At 66.3% G+C, this 5,141-nt stretch carries 8 protein-coding genes; 1 reads left to right on the top strand and 7 read right to left on the bottom strand.

The features are described from left to right. The first annotated feature begins 20 nt into the window (after positions 1-20). Positions 21-428, top strand: a complete 408-nt coding sequence (locus IEY88_RS45360; protein WP_308426077.1) for a transposase — start codon at positions 21-23, stop codon at positions 426-428. Between the two features lie 315 nt (positions 429-743). Here the strand turns inward: IEY88_RS45360 and IEY88_RS44950 are convergent, their stop codons facing one another. The 7 genes from IEY88_RS44950 to IEY88_RS43830 all read right to left on the bottom strand — a co-directional run bounded on the left by IEY88_RS44950 (position 744) and on the right by IEY88_RS43830 (position 4,200). Beyond that, positions 744-1,184, bottom strand: a complete 441-nt coding sequence (locus IEY88_RS44950; RefSeq protein WP_229694361.1) for a transposase — start codon at positions 1,182-1,184, stop codon at positions 744-746. A gap of 135 nt (positions 1,185-1,319) precedes the next feature. Then, positions 1,320-1,589 (bottom strand): helix-turn-helix domain-containing protein, encoded by a 270-nt coding sequence (locus IEY88_RS44945; protein ID WP_229694360.1) that lies wholly within the window; start codon positions 1,587-1,589, stop codon positions 1,320-1,322. A 68-nt stretch (positions 1,590-1,657) separates the two neighbouring features. Next, on the bottom strand, positions 1,658-1,870 hold the full coding sequence (locus tag IEY88_RS44940) for a hypothetical protein (protein ID WP_268241306.1): 213 nt from the start codon (positions 1,868-1,870) through the stop codon (positions 1,658-1,660). A gap of 61 nt (positions 1,871-1,931) precedes the next feature. Then, on the bottom strand, positions 1,932-2,537 hold the full coding sequence (locus IEY88_RS44935; RefSeq protein ID WP_229694359.1) for a beta-ketoacyl synthase N-terminal-like domain-containing protein: 606 nt from the start codon (positions 2,535-2,537) through the stop codon (positions 1,932-1,934). Between the two features lie 177 nt (positions 2,538-2,714). Beyond that, positions 2,715-2,975: an acyl carrier protein gene (locus IEY88_RS43840; RefSeq protein ID WP_189160803.1), complete on the bottom strand. Its 261-nt coding sequence runs from the start codon at positions 2,973-2,975 to the stop codon at positions 2,715-2,717. Between the two features lie 2 nt (positions 2,976-2,977). Beyond that, entirely contained in the window at positions 2,978-3,247 is a 270-nt protein-coding gene (locus IEY88_RS43835) for an acyl carrier protein (RefSeq protein ID WP_189160802.1), read from the bottom strand. A gap of 26 nt (positions 3,248-3,273) precedes the next feature. Next, entirely contained in the window at positions 3,274-4,200 is a 927-nt protein-coding gene (locus IEY88_RS43830) for a class I adenylate-forming enzyme family protein (RefSeq protein WP_229694358.1), read from the bottom strand. Positions 4,201-5,141: the final 941 nt, after the last annotated feature.

Here is a 5,141-nt window from a genome sequence, read left to right as displayed (position 1 = left end):
TTCACGCCGACCAGCTCAAGCTGGCTCAACCTCGTCGAACGGTTCTTCGCCGAGATCACCCGCCCGCCGACGGCCAGGCGATCTGCGTAGACGAGCTCGGCCACTCAACCTCTTACCCCGCAGAGGAAAACCTGGCGACAGCAGAAAGTGCCGCAACGGCTGCGGGCCACCTACAACCGCAACGACGGCGTGATGCACATGCTCGCCGCACTCGACCTCGCCACATCTCCTACCGGATCCGATCCCGCAAACGCCGTCAGGAGTTCCTGGCCTTCCTCAAGACCCTGCGGATATGCTCGCCCGGCGAGAAGCTCTACGTCGTTTGCGACAACCTCTCCCCGCACCGCCACGCCGATGTCGGCACCTGGTGCGCCGCCAACCAGGTTGAGCTAGTGTTCGTGCCCACCTGCTCGTCGTGGTCGAACTAGATCGAGTCCGAGTCCGAGTCCGCCGCGCTGCGCTACTTCGCCCTCAACGGTACCGACCGCGCAGGCCACGCCGAGCAGAACTCCGCGATCGGCGCCTACCTCCGCTGGCACAACACCCGAACCGAATCCGAGACCGGATTCGCCACGGACTCACCGATGCGAGCCTGGACCCACTACCCGGCCAAAGCCGCGTGACACACCACTAGTAGACCGTCGCTTCTAATCTTTGGGGTAAAGGTGGCGGAGTCGGGTGCGGGCGTCGTCGGTGGTGAACTGCCAGCGGGCCGTGCGTTGCTCGCTGTTGATGGTGTGTTGTCAGGCGGCGAGTTCGGTGTTGAGGGTGGCGAGGTCGCTGATGCGACGGTCGAGGCATTGCCGTGACAGTGCGGAGAGCTCGATCTCGGAGATGTTGAGCCAGGATCCGTGTTTGGGGGTGTGGTGGATCTCCAGTCGCTGGGCCAGGGCGAAGGCCTCGCCGGGTTCGAACGCCTCGTAGAGCAAGGCGATGCCGTGGGTGTTGAGGTTGTCCATGACCAATACCACGGTCTCGGCGTTGGGATAGTCCACGGTCAAGAGTTGTTTGACCTGCCCGGCCCGGTCGAATTTGGTGCGCTGGGTCAGGGCCTGGACACGGCGCCACCCGCGCAGGGGTTCTGCCCACACGAAGATCGAGCAGGTGTCGCGCCGGACGTATTCGCTGTCCTGGCGAGCATCGCGGCCTGGCTGGGCCGGCAGCGGGGTCGCGGAGCTCGTCAAGGAACTGTAAGGGTTTCTCGTCCATGCACACCACGGGACGGGCGGGATCGTGCGGGCGGGCGTAGACGGCGAGGACGTCTTCCATGCGGGCGGCGAACTCCGCGTTGGCCCGCGGCGGGATGTTCCAGCACTTCCTCAGATGAGGACGCAGTTCCGTTCTTTCAAAACCCGGCCGATGGTCGAGTGGTCCAGGTTCGGGATGTCCTCGGTGAGCTGGACGTGTTTTTCCAGCAGCCGCAACGACCATCGGGCATACCCGGCCGGCGGCTGCGAGCACGCCAGCGCGATCAACCGGGCTTCGACCTCGCCGCCGGTCTCGGCGAGCCGCCTGGCGACCAGTCGCAGCATCTCGCCCGAGACCTCAAGCCGGTCCGCGATCACTTCCTTCGGATCAGGCTCACCCACCGAGGTATCCAGTGCAAGCAACACCCGCGCCCGCCTGATCGCCGACGCCGAGTGCACACCGGTGGTGGTCAGCCGGAGCAGTTCTTCACGATCCCGCGCCGACAACGTGACCGGACGTTTCCACTGGGAGGCCCGGTGAAGTTCGCGGTGGGCGGCAGCACGCCGTCGGTGAGCGCCAGCAACGTGATCACGAACTCCACGACGCCGGCGGCTTTAAGCAGGTGACCGGTCGTGCCCTTGGTGGAGCTGACCGGCACCTGATCGGCTCGCGGGCCGAACACCGCGCGCGCAGGCCAAGGGTCTCCGCCGGGTCGTTGTGCTTGGTCGCCGTGCCGTGCGCGTTCACGTACCCGATTCGCAGCCCCTCGGGGTCGCCCGCCCTGCGGCAGAAGCCAATCCGGCGCCCTTCGGGTGTGGCCGGGCGATGTGGTGAGCGTCGGATGACGCGCCCCAGCCGACGACGTTCACCAACGGTCGTGCGCCCCGACGGTTGGCAGCCTCCCCGGACTCGAGGACCACGGCCGCGGCCCCGTCACCGAGCAGCAGACCGTCGCGGTCCGCGCTGAACGGCCGGATCACACCACCACGCGACAATGCCCGGCCCGAGTCGAACTTCGCGAAGTTCTCCTCTTCCACCAGGTACGCGCCCGCACACACGGCCGACTCCAGCCGTCCGGACGCGATCAGCCCACAGGCGTGGATGATCGCCGTCGCTGACGCCACGCACGCGTTGGTGAACGCGAGCTGCAGCTCGTTCGCCCCGAGCCGAGCCGCGAGCAGGTCAGCGAGGTGCGCCGGCACCGCGTCGGCCACCTCCGCGCCCGCCTCACCGCGCCAGAAGCGAGTCAGCGCGGCGAAATCACCCGCGGTGCCGAGCAGGACCGCCGTGTCGTCGCGCGCGGTTAACCCCGCCATGTCCACGGCCTCGTCGGCGCATTCGCCCAGCACGTCCCGTAATGCGTCAGGCTTGTCGCTCCCGGTGGTGGCAGCGAGCGGCGTCCGGTACGGGCCGGTGTCGAAGCGCGTGGTGGGGGCGAACGACGGCGCACCACCGAAGACTCCGCGCCGGATCGCGTCGGCGCCCTGGCCGAACGCCGTCCGCCCCCGAACCCGGACACCACCACCTCAGCCATCGCCGGACTCGCCCGCCAGCACGCGGTTGAGGTGATCGGTGATGTCGCGCAACGAGCTGAACGCGGTCAGATGTTCGTCCTCCGGCTCGATCACCAGGTCGAACTTCGTGCCGAGCTGGTGCAGGAACCACACCAGTCCCAGCGAGTCGAGCGCCAGCTCGGTGTCCTCGTCGAGGTCGGCGGGCAGCTCGGGGAATATCTTCGGATCAGACAGCAGCTCCCGCACCAGCGCTGGCGCGATCTCCACCCGCATCGTCATACCGTGGCGCCCCGCTCCACGATGCTGGCAGCCAGCTTGCCCAGAGTCATCGCGCCGAGCGGCTCGATGTCGGTTTCCGGGAACTGCACGTTGAATCGGCGTTCCAGCCGCATGGTCAGCTCGATCAGGCTGAGCGAGTCGAGGTCGATGCCGCCGCTGCCGAGCGGGCTCTCGAAGCCGACCTCGTCGGGAGCGATCGGGTGGTTCATGTACTCGACGACCGTGGTGACGATGAAGTCGCGGATCTCGTTCTCAAGCGTCGGCATCAGCCAACCCCTTCTGTGATGGGAAATCAGGACGGTCTTGGCACTGCGCCGCGCAGAATCTGCGTGCGGCGGATCAACTTTCCGTTCGGCGTGCGGGGCAGTGCCGGCAGTACCCGGATCAACCGGGGCACCTTGTAGGCGGCCAGCCGGTCGCGGCACCAGCCCGCGAGCTCTCCCGCGCCGGGCCCGTCCTCTTCGGCTGACACGTACGCCTCGATGGACTCGGCGTGGATCACGACCACGTCGGTGATGCGCGGATGCTGGCGCAGCACGGACTTGACCTCGACCAGGTCGACCTTGAGGCCGCCGATCACCACGATCGAGTCGCTGCGCCCGGGCAGCCGGACGGCGCCGTCCTCGTCCTGCGAGGCACGGTCGTGCGTGCGCAGCCAGCCGTCCACGTAACGGTCCACATCGGATCTTCGCAGATACGGGGTTCCTTCCGGCAGCGCGACTTCCAGCTCGCCTTCGTTGACCCGCAACACGATCCCTGGCGAGGCCTTGCCGACGGTCGGCCGGAGCGCGCCGCTGAGGTCCATCGCGATCACGCCCGTCCCGGTGGTGCCGTAGGACTCGCCGAGACCGACGCCGAACCGTTCGCGGAACGTCTCCGCGACTCCAGTGGGCATCAGCTCACCGCCGGACACCGCCGCCCGGAGCGACGGCAGAACGGGCACGTCCTTCGCCGTCGTCAGCAGCTGGTAGTGGAACGCGTGCCGAAGATCGCGTGCACGTCGTGCCGTTTGGCCGTTGCCAGCACGTCCCTTGCGCACAGGCGAGGGGTGAACACCGCGGCGACACAAGGGCGCGGGCTCGGCAGACGCCGTCCACGGCGAAGTGAGCGCAGCCATTCGGCCAGTGCGGTCGAGGAGCATGTCGACCGAGCCGTGCCGCTCGATGTCGACCAGCAGCATGTTGTTGCGGCTACCTCGACGCAGCGCGAAGTCGTCCATGCCGCGCTCTCGCGTTGTGGATTGGCCAGTCCGGAAGGACACGAGGATCCGCGACAGCGTCATACGGCTGACAGATGTTGCCAGAGGCCGGATCAGCCGAACATAAGCGCGGCCACCGAGCGCTAGCACGACCGCGGTACGATCGTTGCAAGATCGGTGTCTGCGGGCATGCCGGCTGCCAACGCGGTACATGTGCGGCGAACTGCTTCTTGGCGCATTCGACGCGGCCGCAGAACATCCGTCGTACTTCAGTGACTAACACCTCTCGTTCTGCGGTGATACCAGCTGCGCGCTTCAACCAACCCATAAGCCGCGCTGTATCGCGGGGATGGCCCATGACCAGCGGTTTCAACACGGCGGCGTAGTTGGGTGTTGGCTGAGAACGCCATCGAAACGACAGTACGGCCCGGCCGGACAACGCGTAGATCTTCGAGACTCGCGTTTGCTGCGGTCAACCGGGGTTGAGCCGGTCAATGCCCCTACTCGGGCTCAGGCGGCCGCCGCCACAGCCCCGCCCTCGTCCACTTGGAGCGCTTAGATCCATACGAATACACCTCTGAGCCTCAAGAAGAGCTGACCTGTTGGCCGGTTTCAAGACGGCGCCGATGTCAGAGCAAAGGATGCCCTCGCGCTCACGGCGCCCTCATGAGACGACGTCCAGGCCAGTTCCCCGACAATTGCGCCCCGACATCAATCGATACGGATCGCAACGAACTATTGTTCTTCGATCGACTGTGTCACGCAGTCACGAAGCCCCGGAAAGAAGAAAACTCAAAACTCTCGAGGTGCGAACATGTGAGCGGCATCAGTGATGTCGTCGCAATGTGCAGGGCAGCGATTGTGCTGCCCTGCACACAGACTACTCAGCAATTAAGGAAGAGCAGGACCTCCGAAGGGGTTCCACCCGTTCCAAGGCCCATTCGGCCTGGTCTGATAGTTGT

The organism is Lentzea pudingi (genome assembly GCF_014646255.1).
Classification (GTDB): domain Bacteria; phylum Actinomycetota; class Actinomycetes; order Mycobacteriales; family Pseudonocardiaceae; genus Lentzea; species Lentzea pudingi.
This window is presented reverse-complemented; position numbering and strand designations above follow the sequence as displayed.